23 protein-coding genes and 1 pseudogene are annotated in these 24,393 nt (G+C 61.9%); 17 read left to right on the top strand and 7 right to left on the bottom strand.

The window, feature by feature from the left end; translation table 11 throughout:
- The first annotated feature begins 56 nt into the window (after positions 1-56).
- From lysS to HGSM_RS11300, 3 genes are all read left to right on the top strand, one after another.
- Positions 57-1,613 (top strand): lysine--tRNA ligase, encoded by a 1,557-nt coding sequence (gene lysS, locus HGSM_RS11290; protein ID WP_019148875.1) that lies wholly within the window; start codon positions 57-59, stop codon positions 1,611-1,613.
- A gap of 292 nt (positions 1,614-1,905) precedes the next feature.
- Positions 1,906-2,238, top strand: coding sequence for a histone-like nucleoid-structuring protein Lsr2 (locus HGSM_RS11295; RefSeq protein ID WP_019148877.1), 333 nt, complete (start codon positions 1,906-1,908; stop codon positions 2,236-2,238).
- 112 nt (positions 2,239-2,350) lie between these two features.
- Positions 2,351-3,424 carry a lactonase family protein gene (locus HGSM_RS11300; RefSeq protein WP_019148878.1) on the top strand — a complete coding sequence of 358 codons (1,074 nt, stop codon included), beginning with the start codon at positions 2,351-2,353 and terminating at the stop codon, positions 3,422-3,424.
- 154 nt (positions 3,425-3,578) lie between these two features.
- Here the strand turns inward: HGSM_RS11300 and HGSM_RS11305 are convergent, their stop codons facing one another.
- A complete protein-coding gene (locus HGSM_RS11305; RefSeq protein WP_019148879.1) occupies positions 3,579-3,875 on the bottom strand; it encodes a (2Fe-2S)-binding protein in 297 nt (98 codons plus the stop codon).
- A gap of 150 nt (positions 3,876-4,025) precedes the next feature.
- Here HGSM_RS11305 and mshA point away from each other — a divergent pair, with 150 nt between their 5' ends.
- Positions 4,026-5,384 carry a D-inositol-3-phosphate glycosyltransferase gene (mshA, locus tag HGSM_RS11310; protein WP_051009854.1) on the top strand — a complete coding sequence of 453 codons (1,359 nt, stop codon included), beginning with the start codon at positions 4,026-4,028 and terminating at the stop codon, positions 5,382-5,384.
- 5 nt (positions 5,385-5,389) lie between these two features.
- Complete coding sequence (locus tag HGSM_RS11315) at positions 5,390-6,133, top strand: phosphoglyceromutase (RefSeq protein WP_019148881.1); 744 nt, start codon at positions 5,390-5,392, stop codon at positions 6,131-6,133.
- Between the two features lie 273 nt (positions 6,134-6,406).
- Here the strand turns inward: HGSM_RS11315 and phoU are convergent, their stop codons facing one another.
- A complete protein-coding gene (gene phoU, locus HGSM_RS11320; RefSeq protein WP_019148882.1) occupies positions 6,407-7,066 on the bottom strand; it encodes a phosphate signaling complex protein PhoU in 660 nt (219 codons plus the stop codon).
- A 257-nt stretch (positions 7,067-7,323) separates the two neighbouring features.
- Between phoU and HGSM_RS11325 the strand changes: the two genes are divergently transcribed.
- Both HGSM_RS11325 and HGSM_RS11330 read left to right on the top strand, forming a co-directional pair.
- Entirely contained in the window at positions 7,324-8,631 is a 1,308-nt protein-coding gene (locus HGSM_RS11325; protein ID WP_019148883.1) for a sensor histidine kinase, read from the top strand.
- Positions 8,628-9,347: a response regulator transcription factor gene (locus HGSM_RS11330; protein ID WP_019148884.1), complete on the top strand. Its 720-nt coding sequence runs from the start codon at positions 8,628-8,630 to the stop codon at positions 9,345-9,347. Before HGSM_RS11325 ends, HGSM_RS11330 begins: the two co-directional genes overlap by 4 nt.
- A 192-nt stretch (positions 9,348-9,539) precedes the next feature.
- Here the strand turns inward: HGSM_RS11330 and HGSM_RS11335 are convergent, their stop codons facing one another.
- On the bottom strand, positions 9,540-10,034 hold the full coding sequence (locus tag HGSM_RS11335; RefSeq protein ID WP_040595124.1) for an AAA family ATPase: 495 nt from the start codon (positions 10,032-10,034) through the stop codon (positions 9,540-9,542).
- A 202-nt stretch (positions 10,035-10,236) separates the two neighbouring features.
- Between HGSM_RS11335 and pstS the strand changes: the two genes are divergently transcribed.
- The 4 genes and pseudogenes from pstS (at position 10,237) to pstB (ending at position 14,425) form a co-directional block, all read left to right on the top strand.
- Positions 10,237-11,379 (top strand): phosphate ABC transporter substrate-binding protein PstS, encoded by a 1,143-nt coding sequence (gene pstS, locus HGSM_RS11340; RefSeq protein WP_019148886.1) that lies wholly within the window; start codon positions 10,237-10,239, stop codon positions 11,377-11,379.
- A gap of 53 nt (positions 11,380-11,432) precedes the next feature.
- Positions 11,433-12,503: a phosphate ABC transporter permease subunit PstC gene (pstC, locus tag HGSM_RS11345; RefSeq protein ID WP_019148887.1), complete on the top strand. Its 1,071-nt coding sequence runs from the start codon at positions 11,433-11,435 to the stop codon at positions 12,501-12,503.
- Positions 12,503-13,566: pseudogene (pstA, locus tag HGSM_RS11350) on the top strand (phosphate ABC transporter permease PstA). The gene pstC and the pseudogene pstA overlap by 1 nt, the downstream one beginning before the upstream one ends.
- Positions 13,567-13,645: 79 nt before the next feature.
- Complete coding sequence (gene pstB / locus HGSM_RS11355) at positions 13,646-14,425, top strand: phosphate ABC transporter ATP-binding protein PstB (protein ID WP_019148889.1); 780 nt, start codon at positions 13,646-13,648, stop codon at positions 14,423-14,425.
- 345 nt (positions 14,426-14,770) lie between these two features.
- Here pstB and HGSM_RS11360 read toward each other — a convergent pair whose 3' ends face one another.
- Positions 14,771-15,259 (bottom strand): hypothetical protein, encoded by a 489-nt coding sequence (locus HGSM_RS11360; RefSeq protein WP_019148890.1) that lies wholly within the window; start codon positions 15,257-15,259, stop codon positions 14,771-14,773.
- Positions 15,260-15,598: 339 nt separating this feature from the next.
- Between HGSM_RS11360 and HGSM_RS11365 the strand changes: the two genes are divergently transcribed.
- The 4 genes from HGSM_RS11365 to ispF all read left to right on the top strand — a co-directional run bounded on the left by HGSM_RS11365 (position 15,599) and on the right by ispF (position 18,851).
- Complete coding sequence (locus HGSM_RS11365; protein ID WP_019148891.1) at positions 15,599-16,081, top strand: CarD family transcriptional regulator; 483 nt, start codon at positions 15,599-15,601, stop codon at positions 16,079-16,081.
- Positions 16,082-16,259: 178 nt separating this feature from the next.
- Positions 16,260-17,558 carry a hypothetical protein gene (locus tag HGSM_RS11370; protein ID WP_019148892.1) on the top strand — a complete coding sequence of 433 codons (1,299 nt, stop codon included), beginning with the start codon at positions 16,260-16,262 and terminating at the stop codon, positions 17,556-17,558.
- Positions 17,555-18,325: an IspD/TarI family cytidylyltransferase gene (locus tag HGSM_RS11375; protein WP_019148893.1), complete on the top strand. Its 771-nt coding sequence runs from the start codon at positions 17,555-17,557 to the stop codon at positions 18,323-18,325. The genes HGSM_RS11370 and HGSM_RS11375 overlap by 4 nt, the downstream gene beginning before the upstream one ends.
- A gap of 34 nt (positions 18,326-18,359) precedes the next feature.
- Positions 18,360-18,851, top strand: a complete 492-nt coding sequence (gene ispF, locus HGSM_RS11380) for a 2-C-methyl-D-erythritol 2,4-cyclodiphosphate synthase (protein ID WP_040595125.1) — start codon at positions 18,360-18,362, stop codon at positions 18,849-18,851.
- 65 nt (positions 18,852-18,916) lie between these two features.
- Here ispF and HGSM_RS11385 read toward each other — a convergent pair whose 3' ends face one another.
- The gene (locus tag HGSM_RS11385; protein ID WP_019148895.1) at positions 18,917-19,546 is read right to left on the bottom strand and encodes a TetR/AcrR family transcriptional regulator; all 630 of its coding nucleotides are present in this window, start codon (positions 19,544-19,546) and stop codon (positions 18,917-18,919) included.
- Between the two features lie 172 nt (positions 19,547-19,718).
- A complete protein-coding gene (locus tag HGSM_RS11390) occupies positions 19,719-21,149 on the bottom strand; it encodes a D-arabinono-1,4-lactone oxidase (RefSeq protein WP_081581455.1) in 1,431 nt (476 codons plus the stop codon).
- A 49-nt stretch (positions 21,150-21,198) separates the two neighbouring features.
- Between HGSM_RS11390 and HGSM_RS11395 the strand changes: the two genes are divergently transcribed.
- Both HGSM_RS11395 and HGSM_RS11400 read left to right on the top strand, forming a co-directional pair.
- Positions 21,199-22,401 (top strand): alanine racemase, encoded by a 1,203-nt coding sequence (locus tag HGSM_RS11395; RefSeq protein ID WP_230197542.1) that lies wholly within the window; start codon positions 21,199-21,201, stop codon positions 22,399-22,401.
- Between the two features lie 122 nt (positions 22,402-22,523).
- Positions 22,524-23,234, top strand: coding sequence for a hypothetical protein (locus tag HGSM_RS11400; RefSeq protein ID WP_019148898.1), 711 nt, complete (start codon positions 22,524-22,526; stop codon positions 23,232-23,234).
- Between the two features lie 72 nt (positions 23,235-23,306).
- On the opposite strand, the gene HGSM_RS11405 is transcribed toward HGSM_RS11400, so the two are convergent.
- A complete protein-coding gene (locus HGSM_RS11405) occupies positions 23,307-24,317 on the bottom strand; it encodes a LacI family DNA-binding transcriptional regulator (RefSeq protein ID WP_326550042.1) in 1,011 nt (336 codons plus the stop codon).
- Between the last annotated feature and the right edge of the window lie 76 nt (positions 24,318-24,393).

The raw sequence follows: 24,393 nt of genomic DNA on the forward strand, positions 1-24,393 counted from the left end.
GGCGAACCACCCAACGAGCCAGTTTCGTACTTGCAACAGCCGGATAGAATTGTCGGGTGACTGTAGACCCAAAGAATGCCGCGCCAAGCGCCGCTAACGTGCCCGCTGAGAACGATGTACCCGAGCAGTTGCGAGTTCGCCGCGAGAAGCGCGCCCGCCTCATTGAGCAGGGAGGCGAGGCGTACCCGGTATCGGTGGGTCGCACTCACAGCATCAAGGACGTGCGTGAACAGTACGCGCACCTCGAAACCGGCGAGGAAACCCAGGACGTCGTAGGCCTCGCAGGCCGCGTCGTATTCCTGCGCAACACCGGAAAGCTGTGCTTTGTGTCCCTGCAGGACGGCGAGGGCAACCGCATCCAGATCATGCTGTCGCAGGGCGAGGTGGGTGAGGAATCGCTTGCAGCGTTCAAGTCTGACGTGGATCTCGGAGATCACCTGTTTGCCAAGGGCCGCGTGATTTCCTCACGCCGCGGCGAGCTGTCCATCTTCGCAACCGAGTGGGCAATTGCCGCCAAGTCGCTGCGTCCGCTCCCTAACCTGTACTCCCGCGAGGACGGCTCCGCTGCCGAACTCTCTGAGGAAGCCCGCGTCCGCCAGCGTTACGTTGACCTGATCGCGCGCCCTGCGGCTCGCGACAACGCACGCAAGCGCGCAGCCGTGGTGCGCTCCCTGCGTGAGAACTTCCACAGGCGCGACTTTATCGAGATAGAAACTCCGATGCTGCAGACGATCCACGGTGGTGCCTCCGCACGCCCGTTCGTCACCCACATGAACGCCTTCGACATGGAGCTGTACCTGCGCATCGCGCCGGAACTGTTCCTGAAGCGCGCCGTGGTCGGTGGCCTGGAGCGAGTCTTCGAGATCAACCGCAACTTCCGTAACGAGGGCGCCGACTCGAGCCACTCGCCAGAGTTCGCGATGCTCGAGGCCTACGAGGCGTACGGTGACTACAACACCATGGCTGAGCTGGCCAAGAACCTCGTGCAGACCGCGGCCAAGGAAGTGAACGACGGCGAGACCCTCGTGACTCTCGCGAGTGGCGAGGAGTACGAGCTCGGAGGCGACTGGGCAGAACTGTCCATGTACGACTCCCTGTCTGCTGCGCTGGGCGAGGAGATCACCCCGCAGGACTCGGTGGAGAAGCTCACCAAGCTTGCGGACGCAGTCGACATCAAGATGGACCCCAAGAAGGTCAACCACGGAAAGCTCGTGGAAGAACTGTGGGAGCACTACGTTGGCAACGATCTGTACGCGCCAACCTTTGTCCGCGACTTCCCAGTGGACACCTCCCCGCTGACCCGCGACCACCGCACCAAGGCCGGCGTTGTGGAAAAGTGGGACCTCTACGTGCGCGGATTCGAGCTCGCCACGGCCTACTCCGAGTTGGTCGACCCAGTCATCCAACGCCAGCGTTTTGAGGCTCAGGCTAAGCTCGCAGCTGCTGGAGACGATGAGGCAATGGTTCTCGATGAGGACTTCCTCACCGCAATGGAGTACGCAATGCCTCCAAGCGGTGGAATGGGAATGGGCCTCGACCGCCTCCTCATGGCGATCACAGGATTGGGTATCCGCGAGACCATTCTGTTCCCTCTGGTTAAGCCGCAGAACTGATCTTTTCCGAATCACTAGCGGCAGGTAGGAGCGCGCAATGTCAGGCTTTTGGATTGCAATAGGTGCACTAATTCCCTCAATTGGGCTTGGTGTCCTGTTCTATTTCGTAATGCGTTCGATTATCCGGGCGGACCGAAACGAGCGAGCACAGCTCGCCGAATTGGATCGGCAAGAAGCGGAAGCAGAAGGCGAAACCACCTCGGAGAAATAGCGCGTTCATTTGACGAGCACTATCTCAGATGAAATGATCTTTAAGATATATCTTCTAGATCAAGCAAATAGGGGTAGAGCAATGGCACAGAAGGTCCAAGTAATTCTTGTCGATGACATCGACGGTGGCGCAGCGGACGAGACGGTTACCTTCTCGCTCGACTCGGTTGCTTACGAGATCGACCTGAATGCGGCTCACGCCAGCGAACTGCGTGCAGCACTGGCACAGTACATCGAGGCCGGCCGCAAGACCGGTCGCGCGGCTGCAAAGGGTGGTCGTCGTACCAGCCGTGTAGCTGCCGGTGGCGCAAGCGCACTCGAAATCCGTGAATGGGCCCGCGCAAACGGCTTTGAGGTCAACGAGCGTGGTCGTATTTCGCAGGAGATCCGCGAGGCGTACGACGCAGCAAACTGATCCGTTAGTATTGAACGATGGGGCGTTCTCCAATGGGGAGAACGCCCCATCGTGCGTTTCATTCGAAGTTGCATTTTAATTGAGCGTTAATCCACGATGAAAAGGAATGCGCGTGCGAATCTATTTCGGAACGTATCCAAGCCACGGCGATGATGGGGAACCAGAAGGTATCTGGCAAGGTACCCTCAACAGGAACAATGGTGCAATTGAGGGCCTCGTTCGGGAAGTTGAGATCTCGTCGCCATCGTTCGTCACCCTGGACGAACAGGGCTCGCTTTACGCGGTGAGTGAGGACGAAGAAGGCACTCTCACCCAATTCTCAGTTGCGGAGAATGGCACTCTGGAGTTCGTGGGATCCGCCTCAACACAGGGTCGGCACCCGTGCCACGTCATCGTGTCCAGCGGAGTAGTCGTTGCCACGAATTACTCAAGCGGATCCGTGTTCGCGCATTCAACCCCTTTAGCAGCCACTCAAGCCTCGCAGGGTGAACCCACCGGTGAGCTGTTCCAGCAATTCGGCACGGGCCCAGTCGCGGACCGCCAAGAGGGCCCACACGCCCACTTCGCCGCTCAGGTACCCGGCACCCAGTACGTGTGGGTTGCGGACCTCGGCGCCGACACGGTGTTCAAGTACCAGATGGCCCCGGGGCCACGGGGGCGCTCGCTCAAGTCCCTCGGCTCAGCCGTGACCCTTCCCGCTGGCTCCGGGCCGCGGCACATCGCGTTCGGCCCGGGCGACCTCGCCTACGTGGCAGGGGAACTCGATCCACAGATCTTCGTGATTAAGGTGGACCAGGCCACCGGGAATGGGGCGCTCATCGGGCAGGTGCCCGCCGGCACCCCCGTGGAGGGTAAGCCCAATTACCCCTCGCACATTGAGGTCTCCGAGGACGGTACGCGGCTGTTCACTGCGGTGCGAGGCACGGACACCCTGTCTGTGCACGCTTTGGACGGCCAAGGCGGCGTGGACCTGCTCGGCGAGGTCTCAGTGGGAGGCGCCTGGCCTCGGCACTTCCGTGCGCTTGGTGCGGGTGAGGGCGAGCTTGCGGACCTAGAACTCGTGGTTGTGGCAAACCAGAACTCGGCAACCCTGGACACCCTGGCCGTTGACCTGAACAAGGGAAGCGGACGGGTCGTCTCTTCCAGCCCTCTTGAGGTCGCGGCGTGCGTGCTTCCGGTCAAGTAGCAGCACAAGAGCGAGTGCCTCATTGCGCAGTACTGATTAGGTAGCGACACGGTAGCCACAGAACAAAGCGATGGATCCGATACCTAGGCATCGGATCCATCGCTTTTCTTGCACGTGTCCGGAGGTATGGCGGAACCTCCGGAGAGCGTGGAGTCTATTTGCCGCCGCAGCAACCAAGCTCAACGTTGACGATTCCGGCGACGAACGGGATGCAGGCACCGCAGCCGCCTCCGGCGCGCGTGCGGACCTGGATGTCATCCAGCGACGAGCATTCGCCCGAGCGGATCAGTGAGCGGATCTCGCCGGCGTTGACGTTGTTGCACGTACACACCATTGCATCGTCATCGAAAGTGGCGACCTCTTCGGGCGTCGCTGGCACCACGGTGGTGGGCGCAGGGTCGTCGCCGAGCAGATCGCGGATGCTTGCGAGTGGATCAAATTGGGTGTCCATAGGTTCAATTTTCGGTACTCGGTGTCAGGTAGTCATGGGACCTACGGCCCGCTGGAGCGATCGTAACGGTTCTCACAGCAATGAGACGCCTGTTGGATTCCGCGCCGCCTAATGGGAAAATAGAGTATCCAACAAACACTCAGGTGGTACATGTCTGCGGTAAACAGGTTAGCGGCGCGCTCCCCGCGCGTAGCCATGCTGTCCGTACACACGTCCCCGCTCGCGCAGCCAGGTATTGGGGACGCCGGTGGGATGAACGTATACATCACCGAGTTGGCCGCCGCTCTTGCACAGCAGGGCGCGCAGGTGGACATCTTCACGCGCCGCACCTCTCCCGAACAGCCCGATGTGGTCGAGGTTGAGCCAGGTGTTTCGGTCCGACACGTCACCGCGGGGCCGTACGAGGGCCTGAAAAAGGAAGACCTCCCCGGCCAGTTGAGCTACTTTGCGCGCGGTGTCCTTCGCACTGCGGTGTCAGAAAGCCCCTACGACGTGGTGCACTCGCACTACTGGCTGTCCGGTCAGGTTGGCGCGATTGTGGCGGAGCACTGGGGCGTGCCGCTCGTCCACTCCATGCACACCATGGCGAGGGTCAAGAACGCCCACATTGCGCCCGCAGACAAGCCCGAACCCAAGGGCCGCATCATCGGTGAGGAGCAGGTTGTTGCCGAGTCGGATGCGCTGATCGCCAACACGGACATCGAGGCGATGGAACTTGAGGAGTTCTATGACGCCGATCCGGCAGCCGTGCACGTAGTGGCGCCAGGCGTTGACCTGGGTGCGTTCTCCCCGGTTGCGCCGCTCTCCGTCGGAGTGGGCGCCCGCGAACACGAGCGCGCCTCCCTCGGCCTCGGATCCACCGAGAAGGTCATTGTGTTTGCCGGCCGCGTCCAGCCGCTCAAGGGTCCAGACGTCCTCGTAGACGCGCTCGGGATTCTCGCGCGCAGGGCCACCAGCAGCGAGTCCGTCCCCACCCTCGTCATCCTTGGCGGGGCGTCGGGTCGCAAGCACGCCCTGAGCGAGCTCAAGGAGCGCGTGCGTAGGCAAGGCATCGAGGCAAACGTGCGGTTCGAACTCCCGGCCACACGCCCCGAGTTGGCGGCTTGGTTCCGTGTCGCGGACGTCGTGGCCATGCCTTCTCGGTCGGAGAGTTTTGGGCTAGTCGCCCTCGAGGCCCAGGCGTGCGGGACGCCCGTGATTGCCTCGTGCGTGGGTGGACTCAAGATTGCCGTCAAGCACAATATTTCAGGCCTCCTGGTCCGGGATCACCGGCCAGAGAGTTGGGCAAACGCTCTGGGTAGCGTTCTGTCCGACCCCCAACTGCGTTCTCGCCTTGCAGGCGAGGCCCGCGCAGTAGCAGCAACCTTCACCTGGGAGAACACTGCCAAGGCAACCCTCGAGGTGTATGAAAGTGCGGTTCATCAGCGCGCATTGCAGATGAACAGTGAGGAACATTCGTCGAATCGGACGAAAGGCCCCTCCTTGGGGGCCCAGACAATGGCAGGATAGATGGTATGACTTACACGCTTGTTTTGCTCCGCCACGGCGAGAGCCAATGGAACGCTAAGAACCTCTTCACCGGTTGGGTTGACGTGCAGCTCTCCGAGAAGGGCCGCGAAGAAGCCGCACGCGGCGGCGAAATGCTCAAGGAAGCCGGCATCCTCCCAGATGTTGTGCACACCTCGATGCTGCTTCGCGCCATCACCACCGCCAACCTCGCTCTCGAGGCTGCTGGCCGCCACTGGATCCCGGTGAAGCGCGACTGGCGCCTGAACGAGCGCCACTATGGTGCTCTCCAGGGCAAGGACAAGGCTCAGACCCTTGCGGAGTACGGCCAGGAGCAGTTCATGCTGTGGCGCCGTTCGTACGACACCCCACCTCCAGCAATCGAGGCTGGCACCGAGTTCAGCCAGGACGCTGACCCTCGTTACGTTGGTGACGCTGCTGCTGTGCGCACCGAGTGCCTCAAGGATGTCCTTGAGCGCGAGATCCCTTACTGGGAGGGCGACATCCAGGCCGACCTCAAGGCCGGCAAGACCGTCATGGTTGCCGCTCACGGTAACTCGCTGCGTGCGCTCGTGAAGCTCCTTGACGAAATCTCGGACGAGGACATCGCGGAGCTCAACATCCCAACTGGTATGCCACTGGTGTACGAGCTGGACGAGAACTTCAAGCCAATCACCAAGGGTGGCCGTTACCTCGACCCAGAGGCTGCCAAGGCAGCTGCTGAGGCTGTAGCTAACCAGGGCAAGAAGTAACCCTTTAGCTTTCGCTTACGCGTGAGGCCCCGCCGGATTCTTCCGGCGGGGCCTCACGCGTTTGTTGGGTGGTCATTTACGCACGTATTTACGCAGCGAGACCGCCAGTTTTGTTCGATTCTGTCTGTTCTACAGCCGGAATCGAACAAAAATGGCGGTCTCGCTGGTTGTGCCTTGCGGCCCCTGATTCTCGACGATTGTGCGCACCTACCAGCGCGCCCACCGCGGGGTGGCTAGTCGGCGGGGAAGGGCCTGTCTGCTCCCTTTTGGAGGTCAGTCGGCGAGGAGGGACTTGTCGAAGTCCCCTGTTACCAGGTAGTTGATGCGGCGCGCAACGGAGACGCCGTGGTCCCCGAAGCGCTCAAAGTAGCGAGACAGCAGCGTTGCGTCGACGGCTTGCTGGGTCGTGCCCTGCCACTCGCCACCCAGGAGTGCGGTGAACACGTCGTTGTGGAAGTTGTCCAGCAGGTCGTCGTCGCGTTCGATGGTTCCTGCAACGTCGAGGTCGTGCGAAGTGACGAGCCCATATACGCGCTTGCCCACGCGCTGTGAGGCGCCGGCCATGCCCTCGAAGATCTCGGTGAGCTGCGGGGCAACTGCAGGGTTCGGGTAGGCGCGGCGCACGCTTTCGGCGATGTGTCGGGCCAGATCGCCCATGCGCTCGAGGCTTGCGGAGATGCGGAGCGCGGTGAGGACCACGCGGAGGTCGGTGGCCACGGGTTGCTGCTGCGCGAGTAGGTGAACGCAGCGCTCGTCGAGCTCGCGTTCGAGGGCGTCGATGTGGTGGTCGTCGGCGATGACCTGCTGAGCCAGAGCAATGTCCTGGGTGAGCAGGGCTTGGCCGGCGCGGGTGATTGCGGATTGCACGAGCTCGGCCATCTGGTCGAGGTCTCCGCCGAGGGCTTGGAGCTCGGCCTCGAAGATCTTGCGCATTGTGTTCCTCATGCTTCTGTGTGTGCTCTGAGCGCGGGACGTAGAGCAGTCCGTGACCGGCGCGTCAGGTTGGCGTTGATGGTGCCTACTTTTCCAAGGTCAAGTGTGGCGGGGGAATCGGCTAGGTGAACTGTTGGTGTCATGACTATGAACTCTTGACCCGGGCAGGGAGCCAATTCCGCATGTTTTAGCCGTTTCTGGATCGTGGGCGGGGCATCGTTGAGGATTTTGGGGCCCGCGCAACGTAGTCTATTGGGGTGGAATACACTCAGCTCCTAGCCGCAGGTGCGGTGGGGCTCATCGTCGGTTTCTTTGCAATGCTGGCGTTCTGGTACTCGGAACAACAAAAGGGCCAGCAGCCCCCGCCGACCCCTGACGTATTGGAGGACGGGGTCATTCGCGTGCTCGCGGTTCTACGTTCGGCCGCTGTGGTGATCAAGGAGGACGACACCGTTGTGCGTGCGTCCGCTCCCGCTTACGCGCTCGGTGTGGTCCGGGGCGAACGGATCGTGCACCCCGCCATCCAGGACATGATTGATTCCGTGCGCAGGTCGGGACTCATCGCGGATGAGGAACTGGAGTTGCCTCGCGGCCCGGTCGGACGCGGGCGAGTCATGCTCCAGGTGCGCGTGGCGCAGCTCGACTCCAAACACATTGTGGTTCTTGCGGAGGACAAGACGGAGGCCAAGCGCGTGGAGACGATCCGCCGCGACTTCACCGTCAACGTCTCGCACGAACTGAAGACCCCCGTGGGCGCTATCGGTCTGCTGGCCGAGACCCTGCAGGATGCGGCGGACGATCCGGAAGCCGTGCGCCACTTTGCCGGCCGCATGAGTCAGGAGTCCAAGCGCCTGGCTCAGCTGGTCCAGGAAATTATCGAGCTGTCCCGACTTCAGCTCCAGGGCTCTTCGCACCCGGTCTCCATTGTTGAGGTTGCCGGCGTGATTGAGGAGGCCACGGACCGCGCCCGCGTTGTTGCGCAGGGCAAAGACATCTCGATCACCGTGGGAGGTGACTCCGAGGTATATGTCTACGGGGACCACAACCTGCTGGTCACGGCAGTACGCAACCTTGTGGACAACGCAGTGGCCTACTCACCCGAGCACACCTCGGTGGGTGTGGGTGTGCACCGTCGCGGTGAGCTCATCGAGATTTCGGTGGTGGACCAGGGCTTTGGTATTCCCGTCGAGCAGCAGGCCCGCGTGTTCGAGCGTTTCTACCGTGTGGACCCTGCCCGCTCCCGCGCGACGGGAGGGACGGGCCTCGGCCTGTCCATCGTCAAGCACGTTGCCGCCGACCACGGTGGCGATGTGACAGTGTGGTCCCAGGAAGGTAAGGGTTCGACCTTTACCCTGCGCATCCCGGCGGTCGCTGATGCAGACCCAGGGGATGCCACAACGCTTCCTCCTTTCGAGGCCGCATCCGCGCAGAGCCCCGAGGAGTCCGAGTCGGACGGCAACACTCGCCTCCACCGACCCAACCGAGTTTTACTTCCAACCGATGTACTTGAGGTGCGTTCCGCGCCTCGCCCGCAAGCAGCACCCAAGAGGGAGGACGGCGCGTGACGCGCATTCTGGTAGTTGAAGACGAAGAGTCGTACCGTGAGCCGCTGACTTACCAGCTCACTCGCGAGGGCTTTGATGTGGTGGCCGTGGAGAACGGCCTAGAGGCGCTGGACGCGTACGATGCGGAGCAGCCGGACCTCGTCCTGCTCGACCTGATGCTTCCCGGGCTGTCGGGGACCGAGGTGTGCCGCGAGCTCCGCATCCGCGGTGACGTCCCGGTCATCATGCTGACCGCCAAGGACGGAGAGATTGACAAGGTCGTGGGCCTCGAGCTCGGCGCCGACGACTACGTCACCAAGCCGTACTCGTTCCGCGAGTTGCTGGCGCGTATGCGTGCGGTCCTGCGACGCCACCAAGCCGCCGGCTCCGTTGAGTCGGCGGAGCGTGCTCCGCTTGAGGACGAGACCCAGGTCCTCGTGGCCGGTCCAGTCAAGATGGACGTCGAGCGCCATATCGTCACTGTGAACGGTGAGGCCGTGCAGTTCCCGCTCAAGGAATTCGACCTGCTCGAGTACCTCCTGCGCAATGCCGGGCGCGTGCTGACCCGCGGCCAGCTCATCGACCGCGTGTGGGGCTCCGACTACGTGGGGGACACCAAGACCCTCGACGTTCACGTCAAGCGCATCCGCGCCAAGATCGAGGAGGACCCCGGCTCACCGCAGCTTGTCCTCACAGTTCGCGGGCTCGGCTACAAGTTCGCCGAACCGGCCGCCTAGCCCGGCTCCTGCCCTGATAATCCACGAGACCCACCCCCTTCACTGGAAGGGGGTGGGTCTCGTTGCGTCTGGGTTATGTCGACCTGTAGCACGATGGCCCGGGATGAAGCGAGCCGAACGGCGAAACTGGGGACTCGTCGGAAATCTGGTGCACAGGTGATGCAATCACCTGAACCACAGGGCTGTGTGACGCTAAAAAATCGGGAGCGCGACGGGTTCCCGTGACTCGCCATCCAGGGTGACCAAAGGGCCCTCGAGCGCAGTCGGAACCTCGAAATTATCAAAATATCGCTGGGCAACGGAGTCCAAGAGAACGAAGTCGTCGCCGTGGGACTGCGACCGGGAACGCACCCGCTCGAGAGCAACCGCCCTCGAAGTGCGCAGATACACAACTGTGGGCGTAACACCCAAGGGTCTGAGAATGCCACGATATTCATCCCGCATTTCTTGTGACCAGAACGAAAAATCAAGCACGACATCGTGACCAGCGCGCACAAGTTCGATCAACCGGCGGCGCAGAAGTCGCTCGATCTGCTGATGGACGTTCTGTGCCAACGGCATCTCGCGATACCCCTGAGCCCAAGCCTCAGTGTCGAATGACAGGCGCACGCACCCCAACTCCTCGTACTGCCTCGCCACAAACGACTTGCCTGAACCAGCCGGCCCGCACATGAAGATCACGCCCATCTCCAGATGGTAACAGCGAGCGCTACCCAGGACCGTCGAGCCAGTTCATCCGCGGGACAACTGCGGGTTTGAAACGGCACTCAGTGTTCATCTTTGATTCACCTCGAAAGCAAAATCCCGTCACTTGCGGCTCCTACTTTCTAGTTGTGAGCAGGAAAACCTGCCACCAACGAACTTTCCTTACCGAGATAGGTACAACACAGTGAAGAACGTAAAGAGCCGAGTTCTGGCAGGTACAGCGCTTACCGGTGCACTCGCACTTGCGTTGACGGCATGTGGATCCGACGCGGTCAAGCAGGACGAAACCCCGGACGCAACCGGTTCCGCAACCGCCCCAGAATCCTCCGAGAGCGCAGCAGCAGGCTCCATCGCCGGCGCTGGCGCCTCCTCGCAGGAAAAGGCAATGGGCGGTTGGATCGCCACCCTCGCATCGGTCGCACCAGACCTGACCGTTACCTATGAGGCCGTCGGATCCGGCGGTGGACGCGAGCAGTTCCTCTCCGGTGGCGTGCAGTTCGCTGGAACCGACGCTCCACTCAAGGAAGAAGAGCTGACCGCGGCTGCGGACCGCTGCTACGGCGGCGAGGCTCTCGAGCTTCCCCTCTACATCTCGCCAATCGCGGTTGTCTACAACCTGCCAGGCGTGGACGCTGAGCACATCAACATGTCGGGCGAACTGATCGCAAAGATCTTCAACGGCGACATCAAGAACTGGAACGACCCAGCCATCGCAGCAGAGAACGAGGGCGTTGAACTCCCTGACCTCGCGATCATCCCGGTCAACCGCTCGGACGAGTCCGGCACCACTGAGAACTTCACCGAGTACCTCGCGGCTGCTTCGAACGGCGCATGGACCCACGAGGCCTCGGGTGACTGGCCGATCTCCGGAACCCAGTCCGGTAACGGAACCTCGGGCCTCATCGACACCGTCACCGGTGCTGAGGGCGCAATCGGCTACGCGGACGCATCCCGCGCCGGTGACCTCGGAACCGTTGCCCTGAAGGTCGGCGAGAGCTACGTTCCATTCTCCGCGGAGGCAGCAGCCAAGGTTGTGGACGCAAGCCCACGCGCAGCCGACGCAACCGACAAGCGCCTCGTGGTCGAACTCGACCGCACCACCACCGAGGCCGGCGCCTACCCGCTGGTTCTGATCTCGTACTCGGTGGCCTGCTCGGTCTACGAGACCTCCGAGGACGCAACCAATGTCAAGGCCTTCCTCAACTACGTCGCCTCGACCGAGGGCCAGACCGTGGCTTCGGCAGCAGACGTTGCGGGCTCCGCACCTATCTCGGACGCGCTGCGCACCGAGGTCGTTGCAGCAATCAACTCGATCACCTCCAAGTGATCTAACCTCTCAGGCAAACCTCAAATACCCCGGTGAACACAGTGCGAGAAAACATGGACGTAGGGACCGAGCAATACGCGGCTCCCGCTTCAACCCAGCAGGCGGAGACGCCGGCGGCGGGAACGCCCGCGCAGCCGCAACGCTCCGCGGCGGAAGCCCCACGGGGCGAGGGATCCTCCTTCGTCTCGGCGGGCGGCCGCAAAGCTGGCTCGGCACTGGGGGCCCGATGGTTCGAGTACCTGTCCACTGCCGCGGGACTGACCATCCTGGTCATTCTCGCGGCAGTGGCCGGGTTCCTGATCTACAAGGCGTGGCCTGCTATTGTGGCCAGCCCCGAGGAACTCAACAAGATTTCGTGGTTCAAGGCGGACAACCTCCTGGACTACGTAGCACCGCTGATCTTTGGCACCTTGCTCGCATCGCTTCTGGCGCTGCTCGTAGCTGTCCCATTGTCGGTGGGCATCGCACTCTTCATCTCCCACTACTCGCCGCGCAAGCTCGCCGGCCCGCTAGGCTACGTGATTGACCTTCTTGCGGCGATCCCCTCGGTGGTCTACGGCCTGTGGGGCGCGCTGTGGCTCGCCCCGGTCCTCGACCCCGTGTTCAAGTGGATGACCTCAGCGCTTGGCTTCATCCCGCTGTTTGAGGGATACCAAGCACCAGCCAAGAATATTCTGACCGCGAGCCTCGTGCTCGCAGTGATGATCCTGCCGATCATCACCGCAGTCGCCCGCGAGGTGTTCCTCCAGACCCCACGCCTGCACGAGGAAGCGGCTCTCGCCCTTGGCGCAACCCGCTGGGAATTGGTCCGCATGGCGGTTATCCCGTTCGGGCGTTCGGGCGTCGTCTCCGCCTCGATGCTCGGCCTGGGTCGCGCGCTCGGCGAGACCATGGCAGTCCTCATGATCCTGTCGCCGGGAACCCTGTTCTCCTTCTTCCTGCTCAAGCCTGGGCAGCACCAAACCATCGCCGCGAACATCGCCGCCAAGTTCCCTGAAGCGTCGGGACTATCCGTCTCCACGCTTATTGCAACGGGCCTGGCGCTGTTCGTCATCACCCTCGCGGTGAACATGCTGGCACGCTGGATCATCGCGCGCCGCAGTGAATTTAGTGGAGCTAACTGATGAGCCAAGCAACCGTAACCTCAGCTGGTACCGCGGGCGTCTTCGCCTCGATGCCACGCCTGGCTAAGTGGGCGCCCTGGGCGGTTCTCGGCGGGAGCCTCGTGTTCTCGTACGGCCTGCTCGCGCTCCTGTCCAAGGACTCCATTGCGAGCGTCATCGCACTGACCGTGGCGATCTACGCGGCCGCGCTCACCCTCATCTCCTACAGGTACGAGGGCTCGCGGTACGCAACCGACCGCTTTGCCACCACAATGGTGACGGTGGCGTTCGGCTTGGCTCTGATCCCTCTGGTCTCGCTCCTGTGGACCGTGATCAAGAACGGCGCTGGGGTCATCACCTTCGACTTCCTGAACACCAACATGGTGGGCGTGTTCGGCGAGATGACCGAGGGCGGCATTACCACGCGATCTGGGGAACCATCCTGGTGACCCTTGCCGCAACCGCGATCTCGGTGCCCATCGGCATCCTCACCGCGATCTACCTCGTGGAGTACGGACGCGGAGGTCTCGCCCGCGGCGTCACCTTCTTTGTGGACGTCATGACGGGTATCCCGTCCATCGTGGCAGGTCTGTTCGCATTCTCGCTCTTCACGCTCCTGTTTGGCCCCGCGTACCGCGCCGGCATCATGGGCGCCACGGCGCTCGCAGTCCTGATGACCCCGGTGGTCATCCGCTCCGTGGAGGAGATGCTGCGCCTCGTGCCCAACGAGCTGCGCGAGGCATCCTACGCGCTGGGCGTCACCAAAGCCCGCACGATCTTCAAGGTTGTTCTACGCACCGCGATCGGCGGAATCGTCACGGGTGTCATGCTCGCGATCGCCCGAGTCATCGGTGAAACCGCGCCACTGCTGCTGACGATCGGCATCGCCGCGGACGTCAACTGGAACCTGCTCCAAGGCCGCATGGCGACCCTGCCGGTGTTCGCCTACCGCCAGTACCAGCAGGGCGGCATCGGCGTGGACCGCGCCTGGGGCGCGGCCCTCGTCCTGATCGTGATCGTCATGGTGCTCAACATCCTGGCCCGCATGATCTCCAAGTACTTTGCCCCCAAGCTGGAGCGCTGACCGGCACACGCCGCAGCCCCTGCCCTAACGAAAACCCCCGAGGCCCTTAACGCGTGCCTTGGCTAAAGAGAGTAAAACAATGTCAAAGCGAATCGATGTCAAGGACCTGGACGTCTACTACGGCGACTTCAAGGCAGTCGAGGGCGTCAACATGGAGATCGAGGCCCGCTCGATCACGGCGCTCATCGGCCCTTCGGGTTGTGGCAAGTCCACCTTCCTGCGCACCCTGAACCGCATGCACGAGGTCATCCCGGGCGCGCGCGTTGAGGGCCAGGCGCTGCTCGACGGCGAGGATCTCTACGGTCCGGGCGTCGACCCGGTAGCTGTGCGCCGCCACATCGGCATGGTGTTCCAGCGTCCCAACCCGTTCCCCACGATGTCGATCGCGGAGAACGTACTCGCAGGTGTCCGCCTGAACTCCAAGAAGATTGCCAAGTCGGACGCGGAGGCGCTGGTGGAGGAGTCCCTGCGCGGCGCAAACCTGTGGAACGAGGTCAAGGACCGCCTTGACCGCCCAGGCTCGTCCCTGTCCGGTGGTCAGCAGCAGCGCCTCTGCATTGCCCGTGCCATCGCGGTCAAGCCCGATGTGCTTCTCATGGACGAGCCGTGCTCCGCGCTCGACCCCATCTCAACCCTCGCGATCGAGGACCTCATGCACGAGCTCAAGTCCGACTACACGATTGTGATCGTCACGCACAACATGCAGCAGGCGGCGCGCGTGTCCGACAAGACCGCGTTCTTCAACATCGCGGGCACCGGCAAGCCCGGCAAACTCATCGAGATCGACGACACCTCAACCATGTTCTCCTCGCCGCGCATGCAGGCCACTGAGGACTACATCTCCGGCCGCTTCGGATAGTCCCAGCGCCCTGTTCGGCCGCTTTGCGGCCGCACTCACTGATTTTCGACGATTGCCCCACCTTCAACGCGAAGGTGGGGCAATCGTCGAAAATCAGTGTGTAAAAGTGCAGGTGGCAGAGACACTCTCCGGGTATCAAACCCTCAAGCGTGGGTCTAGGTACGAGATACGTGGAGTCGGACATGAACGCACTGAAGGCAGTGGCAGGGGCCGTAGCGCGTTGGGGTCAACCGCGGAATGTGAGTGACGGCCCTCCCTAGGCACACAGTGACCAAGTGACCAACAGACAAAGGACCCGCACCCTCAGCAATGAGGGTGCGGGTCCTTTGGCGTGAGTGGGGAGGATCAGCCCTGCGCGGTGGGCAGGTAGTCCTTGTACTCAGGTAGGTCGCCATCAAATACTGGAATGTGGATGGTGGTGGTGTCGCCCTGGGCGTCCGAGAACGTGGCGTCCACGGTGGATCCGGCCTTTGGCGCAAAGCCAGTGAAGGTAACCGGGGCTCCATCGGTGAACAGGTTGGTGGTTCCACCGGCCACAACCGGGAACTGCTTGTTGATCGAACCGTCAGTGGACACGATCGAAGCGGTGTTGTCCTCGTTGCTGCGGTTGTGGACTGCACCAACCATGACGGCGTCGCCGGAGTCCGAGGTGAGAATCATGAGGTTGATGACCTCGAGGGAGTTACCAGGTAGAGCCACCCGGGTGCCGTCAGAGGCTCCGTAGTAGTGGTTCGTGGCAGGGCTGCAGGCCGAGAGGCCAAGCGCGAGGCCTCCCGCAACAACAATGCCAGCAACCGCACGCAGAGGGCGGGAAGTAGAGATCTTGCTAAACATTTTGGACTCCAAGGGCACGAGGGTGATCGCTCGGGCGATCGCGGGGCTTTAAGCGGTCGGCGTTCCGATCGGCCCAACCCCACGTGTGAAAATCGGGCGAGGAGACATGCGCTCCGCGCGGGATCTGGTGTCTTGACGTGCGGGTGGCCAAGGGCATACCAACTGCAATTCTAGCGTTGTGACAAACATGCCCCGCCGCCAAAAGATATGAAGTCGGACACGTTTGTAGGGCGTTCGGTCAGGTGACTTGACTAGGGCCAAGGCAGTGTGAAAGATTACTCCATTTTCGGTCTGCTCGCTCGTGATAGACTGGGTATCCGCGAAAGGGGACAACCGCTGATGTCGTTCACAGTAGGGGAGACCGTCGTCTACCCGCACCACGGAGCCGCTCTTATCGAAGAGATTAAGACGCGTACGATCCGTGGCGTAGATAAAACGTACTTGAAGCTTCGGGTAGCGCAGGGTGACCTGACTATTGAAGTTCCTGCAGATAACGTAGACCTTGTTGGTGTACGTGACGTAGTTGACAAGGAAGGCCTCGACGAAGTGTTCGAGGTACTTCGCGCTCCTTACACCGAGGAGCCAACCAACTGGTCGCGCCGCTACAAGGCAAACGTTGAAAAGATCGCCTCGGGTGATGTCATCAAGGTTGCAGAGGTCGTCCGCGATCTCTCCCGCCGTGACACCGACCGTGGTCTTTCCGCCGGTGAAAAGCGCATGCTTGCACGGGCACGCCAGATTCTCGTATCGGAGCTCGCACTCGCTGAGCACACCGACGAGGAAAAGGCAGAGGCAATCCTTGATGAGGTTCTTGCCAGCTAGTTCGTTAGCGTGATTACACCAGCCGCTCATCCACTGTTCCCTAGGAATACGAGATGGGCGGCTGGTGTTGTCATGGGACGATGCGTGCGTTGCGAACTTCGCGATGCCGCCCACCAAGATGTAGCTATCCGCGCGTCATGTGCGTGCGAAAGTAGAGCAGTAAAGGGAGATAAGAATCGTGACCGCGCAGTTTGTTGGTTATGAATCCCAGACCCTCTTCAACTCCATGCAAGAGGGTGGCCAGGGCGTCTTCAGCCTCATGGTCGACCTCCGTGCGGCCGCCCAACTCGACGGTTCCACGGTTGCGCGCGCCCAAGGCACCGAGCAGGAGTTGGATGCAGAGCGTCACCTCACTGTTGGCCAAGAGCTCAACCTTGCCCTCACCCAGGACAGTGTCTCGCCCAGCGCCGCAGACGTCACCGTGGTGTGGTCGAACGGTTACATCGGCCCTTCCTACGCGGTCCGTCCGGAGGACATCGGTACCACGCTCACGGCGACCGCAACCTTTGCTGGCGAAGACATGCGCCCGCTCGAAGTGACCGTTGAATACGGCGACGTTGTGCGCGGCCCAGCGCCCCAACTCGACCTTAATCTCCTCTCGATCTCGGGAGAGGGCACCCCTGCGGAGAAGGAAGTTCCCGAGTCCGGAATCGTAGAGGCGCTGCCTGCACTCCTGCTGGTCCAAGAAGATGCGTTCTCGCCCCGCGCCGACTCGATTGACGTGACGTGGATGATCGGCGGGGTTTCCGTGGGCCGCTCCGAGGGCGTGCGCACCCAAAACGGTTACTTCACTGCCAAGTTCACGCCAGAGCAGGGGACCGCTGGATCCTCGCTCACCGTGGTTCTCGACGCACACCGTGACGGGGCCGAGAGTTCCTCAGTGCGCGTCAATGCCGGATGGATCGGTAAGGGCACCGCGATCGCGCTCAAGGACAACGTCATCGTGCGCGTCTTCGATCCGGTGGTCGGCGAAAAGTCGACTGCGCGAATCAAGAAGTCTGACTTCACACCGCCCGCCAGTTCGCTCAGCTTCCAATGGATGTCCAACGATCAGGCGATCGAGGGCGAAACGTCCAAGAGCATTGTGGTGACACCGGAACTGCGTGGGCGTAGTCTCTCGGTGCTTGTTGAAGCCAGTGGCGAAGGCGCACTCTCAACAACTGTGGACATCGCGGTGGGAATCGTGGGCCTCGGTGACGCACCCGAGTACCTCGGTGAGCAGCCGACGATCAAGGGCAAGGCACGGGTTGGAAATACGCTTCGACTGGCCAACTTCGAACGAGTATTCATCGAACCGGAAGCCGACTCGGTAGAGATCCAGTGGATGCGCGGCAAAGACGCGATCCCCGGCGCTCGTGGCAAGACGTACGAAGTGAGGGAAGCGGACCTCGGAGAGAAGATCTCGGCCCGCATCCTGCTGCGCAAGCTCGGGCACAAGTCCTCCGTGCTTCGTACGGAACACAAGCGGGTCAAGTGAGCGCGGACGTCGGAATCGTTGTCACCGCTGCCGGCTCCGGCTCGCGGCTTGGCTACGGCGTGCCTAAGGCACTGGTTCCGCTCGACCCTTCGGGCGACATCGGCGGCGAGTCGTCACTGTTCGCACTCGCCCTGCGTCACGCGCAGTTGGTTGATGGCGTGCGCGCGATTATCGTGACTGCACCAAGCGATGAACTAGAACTGTTCCGCAGCACCATTGCGAGGCTCGGAATTGTCGTCCCAGTCTCGGTGGTGTCCGGTGGCCCCACCAGGCAAGCCTCGATCTTCCAGGGCCTTAAGGCGCTCAAGCAGTCGGGGCCGCTCGATGTCGTGCTCATCCATGACGCTGCCCGCGCTCTGACACCTTCCGTCATGATGGATCGCGTGGTCAACGCCGTGGCGCAGGGCGCGCCCGCGGTTATCCCGGCCATTCCGGTAGCCGATACGCTCAAGCAGATCGACCCCGGCATTCCGCCGAGCCCATCGGGAGCGCGAAGAATTGTGGGGAACGTGGACCGTGGAGTGATGCGCATCGTGCAGACTCCACAGGGGTTTGCGTGGGATGTTGCATGGGACATGCACTCCACGTTTGCGGAGCGTGGCATGGATGAAGCCCAAGCCGCTTCGGACGACTCAACCATGGCGCAGTGGGCGGGGCACGAGGTGGTGGCGGTCGAGGGAGACAGCCTCGCAGTCAAGGTCACTACAGCTACCGACTTGGCGCTTGCTCGTGTGCTCTTCGCCCAAAACTTTGGTACACGTTCCTAAGAGGAACTCACAGCAACTTGAAATCGAGGACACCTTGACTGCCCAGCTACCACTCGTAGGAATCGGCTCTGACGTGCACGCATACGCCCCTGAGGGTTCCACGCGTGAAATGTGGCTTGGGGGAGTCCAATTCCCGGGCGAGCGCCCGCTGGACGGTCACTCCGACGCGGACGTCATCGCTCACGCGGCCGCCGACGCGCTCTTCTCGGCATCGGGGCTGGGTGACTTGGGTTCGAACTTTGGCGTGAGTGAGCCCGAGTGGGCGGGCGCAGCAGGTTCTGTCCTCTTGGCGGAGGCAGCACGGCGAGTGCGGGAGGCGGGCTTTGAGATCGGAAACGTGGCGGTCCAGGTCATCGGCAACCGGCCCAAGGTTGGGCCGCAGCGAGACCTCATGCAGGAGCGCATGACCGCGGCCGCGGGTGCGACGGTGCGAATCTCTGCGACCACCACTGACGCCCTAGGCTTTGCGGGGCGTGGCGAGGGTATTGCGGCGATAGCAACAGCGCTGGTGGTAGCTGTCGGCTGAGTGGTTCTCTCTCCACCGGACTGTAGCCAGCACGGCAGTATTCCCGTTGGTGCGGGATCCTGACGCTAGCGTCGCGTGCTACTCGCAGAGTGGTTCCTTCCGGGAACATCGCGCAGCGCGTTGGCAGGGGGCTTGGCGGTCTTGGACGCTGCCACTCCTCCCAGGGAGGTCATGACCTGTAGCGACGTACACAGCTCGTCGAACGTGGCGTCCAATGACTGGGGGAGCCCGAATCCCTCAGCGCGCTCCAGCTCAACAAACCCGTGCAAGGCGGACCGGATGATGCGCACGTGGTGAACTACATCGTCGGGAGTCAGGTTCTCGGGCAATTGCGCAGCAATGCGCGAGATGATTCTGCTGGACGTCTCCTGCGCGCCATCCTCCCTGAACAAAACTGGACGCTGCGTGGCCTCGTAGAGGCCAGGGTGACCCGTTGCAAACGTGCGGTACGCGCGTGCCAGCCCGGCGATTCCGGGCTCCGCGCCACTCAGCGCGTGCTCAAACAGGGTGAGGGCCTCGGAAGCGATCGCACACTGGAGATCCTCGAGGTTGCGCACATGCTTATACATGCTTGGAGCGGCCACACCGTAGTGGCGGGCGAGCGCGTGCATGGACAGGGCTGCTAGACCGCCCTCGTCGGCCATGGCCATGGCGGTGGCCACTAGTTTTTCTCGGTTGAGTCCTACCCTAGGCATGCTCGCTCCAAGTGTTGATGCGGGAAATGGCGCTGGCAACCAACCATCAAGCTTCTCAGCGAAGGTTCGTGCCAGCGCCACTCACATAGACCTGTGGGCAGTCTAACTGCCGCGAGGCCCAAACGCGCCCATGCCCGCGCCTGCATGCGCGGACCGCCCACCTATGCGGTGGCTAGTTGGCCTTGCCAAACACCTGGTTGGTGTAGAAGTTGGCAAACGTTCCCTTGGGGTCGTAGTGCGAGCGCAAGGACGTGAACTCGCCGAGCTGGGGGTAGAGCTTGTCCAGATCGGAGTGCTCGAGCGTGTGCATCTTGCCCCAGTGTGGGCGTCCGCCCACGGCCCGGAAGATCGACTCTGCCGCCTCGAAGTACTCGCGGTACTGGCTGTGCTGGTACTGGTGCACAGCGATGTACGCGCTCTCGCGTTCGTGGGCGGTGGACAGCCAGACATCATCCGCAGCGGCGAACCGCACTTCGATGGGGAACTGAACCGCGAGGTCTTTGCGGTTCGCAACCGTCATGAACTCCTGGAGGGTGTCCTTGAGCGCCTCGCGCGGGATGGCGTACTCCATCTCAACGAATCGCACTCGTCGGGGCGAGATGAAGACCTCGTGCGACGGGGCAATGTACTCGCGCGCGGACAGCGCCTTGGACGCGATGACGTTGATCGGCGGGGTGAGCGCAGGGATGCGCGCCGAAATGGAGTTGGTGAGTTGGAACAATCCGTTCGACAGCAGCTCATCATCCACCCAGAATCGCGCCGAGCGTGCGAGCGCCGCGGCAGGGTTCAGGTCTTCGGTGCTGGCCTTGGTGCCAGGCTCCACGCGGTTGTTGAACTTGGCGAGAGTTCCCTGCGTGCCTGGGAACCAGTAGAACTCGAAGTGGTCGTTAGAGTCGGCGAAGTTCCCCGGGCCGTCGAGGTTTTCAAGGACCTGGCCGAGCGCCATGGGAGTCTCGCGGGCGTGGAGCAAGAACGCTGGCACGCAGCGCATGGTCACAGCGAGCACGATGCCGATGGCACCGAGGCTTACCTGTGCCGCCTTGAACAACTGGGAGTTGTGAGTTGGGGAGGTCTCAACCACGTCACCACTGGCAAGCAGGATCCGCATGCCGCGTACCTGGGCGGCGAGGCCCGTGAGTTTGGCACCCGTGCCGTGAGTTCCCGTGCCGAGTGCACCCGCAATCGACTGGTGGTCGATGTCCCCAAGGTTCGGCATTGCGAGGCCGTTCTCAGCGAGCACCCGGTTGAGTACGTGCAGGCGGATGCCGGCGCCCACCGTGACCAGTGCTTCTCCGTTGGTGCCCTCGATGGGGACGATCGACTCAAGCTGGTCAAAGTTGTCCAGGCTAATCTGCACGCCGTTAGTTGCTGCTGCAGGCGTGAACGAGTGGCCCGCCCCCACCACGCGAAGAGTCTCACCCTGCGCGATCGCTCGGTCCAGCACGCGCATCAGCGCAAGCGGAGTGGAGGGTGTCTCCACGGAACGTGGGCGACTGGTGACGTTGCCCGCCCAGTTTGTCCAGGTGTTTGACCAACGACCATTGCTTTCCGCGCTGGCACCGTTGCCGGGCGTGAATCTTCCTTGAGTCCTAAAAGCAGCCATGTCAGGAGTGTAATGCCCAACAGGGTGGGTGAGATATAGACTCACCTACGTGAATACGTCAGCGCCGATATCCACGACCCAGCGAGCCTCCGCCATACTTAGCGCCGCGACCAGCGGTTTGCCTGCCCCCATCTCTGTGATTGACCTCACCGCCTTTGACGCAAATGGCCGGACGATGGTCTCAAGAGCCCATGGGCACCCTATCCGCGTAGCCACGAAATCCCTGCGCGTACGGGCGCTTCTGGAGCGTGCACTCGCGATCGAAGGCTTTAGCGGCCTCATGGCCTACTCGCCACGTGAGGCGCTGTGGCTGGTTGGAGAGGGTATGCGCGACATCCTCGTGGCCTATCCAACCGTGGACGCCGACGCCCTGCGGGAACTGGGCGCGAACGAGTTGGCGCTCGCAGAGATCACGCTCATGACTGACTGCTCGGAGCACCTGGACTTGATCGCTGCAGCGCATCCAGTACGACCGGTCCGGATTGCAATCGACGTCGACTCATCATTGCGTATTCTGTCTCGCACGCCCTTCCCGATCCACCTCGGTGTGCGGCGTTCGCCATTGCACACGGAGCAAGACGTGACCACGTACCTCGACGTGGCCCAGCGTAACTCCCAGGTAAACGTCGTGGGCCTGATGTTCTACGACGCTCAAATCGCGGGGCTCCCCGACAGCTCACCTGCGGTTCGCCTAGTAAAAAAGATCTCGCGAGCAGAACTTGCACAGAGGCGTGCAGAGATCGTGGCTGCAATGAAGGCGAGAGTCGGGCAACTCGACATCATCAACGCCGGAGGTACCGGCTCCTTGCACACGTTTGACCAGGCCACCGAGATCACCGAGGTCACCGCGGGTTCCGGCTTCTACCACCCCGGACTCTTTGACGGTTACGAGAATCTCGGCCTTGAACCTGCCGCTTACTTTGGCCTCGATGTCGTGCGCACTCCCACCCGCGGCATTGTCACAGCATTTGCCGGCGGATACATTGCCTCCGGACAAGCTAAGCAGAACCGGCAGCCCAAACCAATCAACGTTGACCTCACAGCAATCGGTACTGAAGGCGCGGGTGAAGTGCAAACACCGCTCGTGGTACGCAAGGGCGCTCCTGCGCCACGAATCGGTGACAGAGTCTGGCTGCGAAACGCAAAGGCAGGGGAGCAGATGGAGCGATTCAACGTGACTTATCTGCTGGAAGGCGAGTCAATCGTCGATAAGTTGCCCACCTACCGAGGTGAGGGTAAGAACTTCGGCTAACCCGAGCGGGTACCCTGTGGGTGACTTTGCCGCCAGGTTTGCGGTTTTCCGTAGGAAAATCCGGGATGATAGGGGCAGGAACTCGACGAAAGGGTCGGACGGTTCAACGGAAGGGGCGCGGCGTGACGGGCAGGAATGCTCTGGCTCTTGCGCTTCTTGCGACCCTGCTGCTCCTAGGCTGCGCGCCAGACCCGAGGGCCAACGAGACCCCGGACGCGGGAGCCTACGCGTATGCCGTCGACGCGGTTGTGCGCGCCACAGGGGAGGAAGCGGATAGCCTCTCCTTCCTGCCCGACTCGATCGAGAACGCCATGCCCAACATGACATACGAGTTGCGTGGCGACGACGACGCGCTCATCAGCAAGGGAACACTGAGCGATGCGGTCGTACGGGGAAGGGTCGTGGGTTACGCCTTGCCGCGCACCGCAGGGCTCCAGGTGGGCACACTCCCCGCGGAAGCGATTGATCTGACTTTTGAAGTTGCCGAGGACCTGGCGGAACGCGATGGAGTGGACGTCCCGGACCTCATTAAGATCACGGTGGTCATTAGGGAATCTGACGACCCCACCCGGGTCGGCAAAGGATTTGTTGACGCCGGAGAGCTCGTGCTGTTCCTTTCGGAGCCCTCTGGAGCCCTCACAGGCTGGCAGATCCCACTCAACGGAATGCTCTTTGGTCAACTGGCGCAGAACGGGCTCGTCACTTTCCCTGTACTGAAGGCCCACGACCAAGACGACGCGTTAGTGCACGAAGGCATCGAGACGACGATCCCGTATGAGGCGCTACGCACGGCCGGGCGCATGCCCGACGAAGTCATAGTGGTCAGCCGCTAAGTTGAACTCCTCGTTCAGGTGGCATTTGGATCGGGGGGTCTGGTGCTCGGCTCAAGTTCCGGCAGCCAGATATTAGCGTGAGCGGGGCGGCGCGCAGGAGTCACGGACCACGAGAGTGGTGTCGAGTATGACTTGAGTTTCCGTTTCCTGCCCTGCAACTAAGTTGACGAGCATGTTCATCGCGATTGCGCCCATTTCCTGAAGTGGCTGCGCCATTGTTGTGAGAGGGATGCGGAAGAGCGCGGCGTCAGGGATGTTGTCGAACCCAATCACGGAGAGGTCCGTGGGTACCGAAAGCCCGAGAGACTCAGCCACCTTGATAACCTCGATTGCGGAGAGATCGTTTGCGGCGAAGATTGCGGTGGGCGGGTTTGGTTCGCTCAGCAGCGCAGTGGCTGGTTGGATGGTGAGTTCGGACGAGTAGTTGCCGTCTCCAATCAGGCTTTCATCGATGTCCAGCCCAGCATCTACAAGCGCTGCTCGGTATCCCGCTTCTCGGTCCTTGGAAGATTGAAGGTCGGTACGTCCACCCAGATATCCGATACGGCGGTGGCCGAGCCCGATGAGGTGCTGCGTAGCTGTGAGTGCACCCGCATAGGAATCGCAGCGGACGGTGGGGAGATGAATTGTCTCAATATGGGGATCTACGGCCACAATCGGCACAGAAAATGTTGTCTCCACGCCCGTGGGAGTCACGATAACTGCGCCATCTATCAGAGTTCCGGACAATCGGGCTAGGTGCTTGCGTTCCCAGCCGTATTTGGTTGACCCGTCGGACCTACCGGAATAGGCAAGTAGTTCATAGTCAGTGGCTTTGATTGCGGATGACGCTCCCTTGAGGAGCTCAGTAGAGAATGGTTCGAACTCCGCGACCAGCATGCCGAGTACACCGGTGGAGCGCGAGCGAAGCGATTGGGCACCAAGGCTGGCCGCGTAACCCAGCTGCGCGATGACATCTTTGACATGTTGCGCTCGGGACTCGGAGATCCCGTCCTTGTTGTTGACCACCTTGGATACTGTCGCCACGGAAACGCCTGCTTCTCGGGCTACATCGGCCATCGTTACTCGTGATGTCGTGTTCACACGTTCATTATAGGCCGCAAGACGCTATTTACGATAACGTTATCGAAAACGTTACCGATAACGATTGACTAAATGT

The sequence above is a fragment of the Timonella senegalensis JC301 genome, from assembly GCF_000312125.1.
GTDB lineage: Bacteria > Actinomycetota > Actinomycetes > Actinomycetales > Cellulomonadaceae > Timonella > Timonella senegalensis.

What these genes read in the sequence shown, in the direction of transcription:
- HGSM_RS11315 (WP_019148881.1), top strand. Translation starts at nt 5,390, where the DNA reads ATGACTTACACGCTTGTTTTGCTCCGCCACGGCGAGAGCCAATGGAAC.
- HGSM_RS11390 (WP_081581455.1), bottom strand. Translation starts at nt 21,149, where the DNA reads ATGGCTGCTTTTAGGACTCAAGGAAGATTCACGCCCGGCAACGGTGCC.
- phoU (WP_019148882.1), bottom strand. Translation starts at nt 7,066, where the DNA reads ATGCGCAAGATCTTCGAGGCCGAGCTCCAAGCCCTCGGCGGAGACCTC.
- HGSM_RS11295 (WP_019148877.1), top strand. Translation starts at nt 1,906, where the DNA reads ATGGCACAGAAGGTCCAAGTAATTCTTGTCGATGACATCGACGGTGGC.
- pstB (WP_019148889.1), top strand. Translation starts at nt 13,646, where the DNA reads ATGTCAAAGCGAATCGATGTCAAGGACCTGGACGTCTACTACGGCGAC.
- HGSM_RS11385 (WP_019148895.1), bottom strand. Translation starts at nt 19,546, where the DNA reads ATGCCTAGGGTAGGACTCAACCGAGAAAAACTAGTGGCCACCGCCATG.
- HGSM_RS11360 (WP_019148890.1), bottom strand. Translation starts at nt 15,259, where the DNA reads ATGTTTAGCAAGATCTCTACTTCCCGCCCTCTGCGTGCGGTTGCTGGC.
- HGSM_RS11335 (WP_040595124.1), bottom strand. Translation starts at nt 10,034, where the DNA reads ATGGGCGTGATCTTCATGTGCGGGCCGGCTGGTTCAGGCAAGTCGTTT.
- pstC (WP_019148887.1), top strand. Translation starts at nt 11,433, where the DNA reads ATGGACGTAGGGACCGAGCAATACGCGGCTCCCGCTTCAACCCAGCAG.
- mshA (WP_051009854.1), top strand. Translation starts at nt 4,026, where the DNA reads ATGTCTGCGGTAAACAGGTTAGCGGCGCGCTCCCCGCGCGTAGCCATG.
- HGSM_RS11305 (WP_019148879.1), bottom strand. Translation starts at nt 3,875, where the DNA reads ATGGACACCCAATTTGATCCACTCGCAAGCATCCGCGATCTGCTCGGC.
- HGSM_RS11365 (WP_019148891.1), top strand. Translation starts at nt 15,599, where the DNA reads ATGTCGTTCACAGTAGGGGAGACCGTCGTCTACCCGCACCACGGAGCC.